At 68.3% G+C, this 1,146-nt stretch carries 1 protein-coding gene; it reads left to right on the top strand.

Annotated elements, in window-relative coordinates:
• On the top strand, positions 1–1,146 hold a 1,146-nt coding region (locus tag AOK09_RS20750; protein ID WP_245687395.1), incomplete at both ends, for a condensation domain-containing protein.

Here is a 1,146-nt window from a genome sequence, read left to right as displayed (position 1 = left end):
CGGAGACCACCGCCTCGTCGCTTACCTGATCCCCACAGACGGCAGCCCGGCGTCGGACGTCGACCGGCTGGCAGCGGAGGTGCGGGCTCACGCGGTCGGTCTGCTCGCGGACTACATGGTGCCGTCGGCGTTCCTGGTCATCGACGCGTTCCCGTTGACGGTCAACGGCAAGCTGGACCGGAAGGCCCTGCCCGAGCCGGACCTGGCCGTGACGGCCGGGACAGGCCGCAAGCCGGAGACCGAGCGGGAAGCGCAGTTGTGCGCCGTGTTCGCCGAGGTGCTCGGCATCCCCGAAGTCGGCGTCGACGACAACTTCTTCGAACTCGGCGGACACTCACTCCTCGCCGTGACCCTCATCGAGCGCATCCGCACCGTCATGGGCATCGAACTGCCGGTCAAGGCACTGTTCACCTCCCCCACAGTCGCCGCACTGGCCCGCGAACTCACCAGCCCCGCCTTGGTGATCCCGCCGAACCTCATCCCGCACGGCGCGCGGGAGATCACCCCGGAGATGCTGCCGCTGGTCGAACTGAGCGCCGACGACGTCCAGCGGATCGTCGACCGCGTACCCGGCGGAGCCGCCAACATCGCCGACATCTACCCCCTGGCACCCCTCCAGGAAGGCATCTTCTTCCACCACGTCCTGCAGGCCGGCGAAGGCACCGACGCCTACCTACTGCCCACCGTCCTCGGCTTCGACAGCCGCGAACACCTCGACACCTTCACCACCGCACTCCAGCAGGTCGTCAACCGGCACGACATCCTGCGCACCGCGATCATCTGGCAGGACCTCCCCCAACCCGTCCAGGTCGTCCTCCACGAAGCCCCCATCCCGGTCACCGACGTGGTGCTGGAGCCCTCCGACACCGACGTCCCCGACAGGCTGCTGGCGGCGTGTCCGTCGGTGATGGCACTGGACGAGGCCCCACTCGTGCGGATCTTCGTGGCGGCCGAGCCCGAGGACGGACGCTGGTTCGCCCTGCTCCAGGTCCACCACCTCATCCAGGACCACACCACCCTCGACATCCTCATGAACGAGGTCCGAGCCTTCCTCACCGGCCAACACCAGACCCTGCCCGCACCGCTGCCCTTCCGCGACTTCGTAGCCCAGGCACGACTCGGAGCCTCACGCGAAGAACACGAGCA

The organism is Peterkaempfera griseoplana, assembly GCF_001418575.1.
In the GTDB taxonomy this organism is placed as follows: Bacteria; Actinomycetota; Actinomycetes; order Streptomycetales; family Streptomycetaceae; genus Peterkaempfera; species Peterkaempfera griseoplana.
This window is presented reverse-complemented; position numbering and strand designations above follow the sequence as displayed.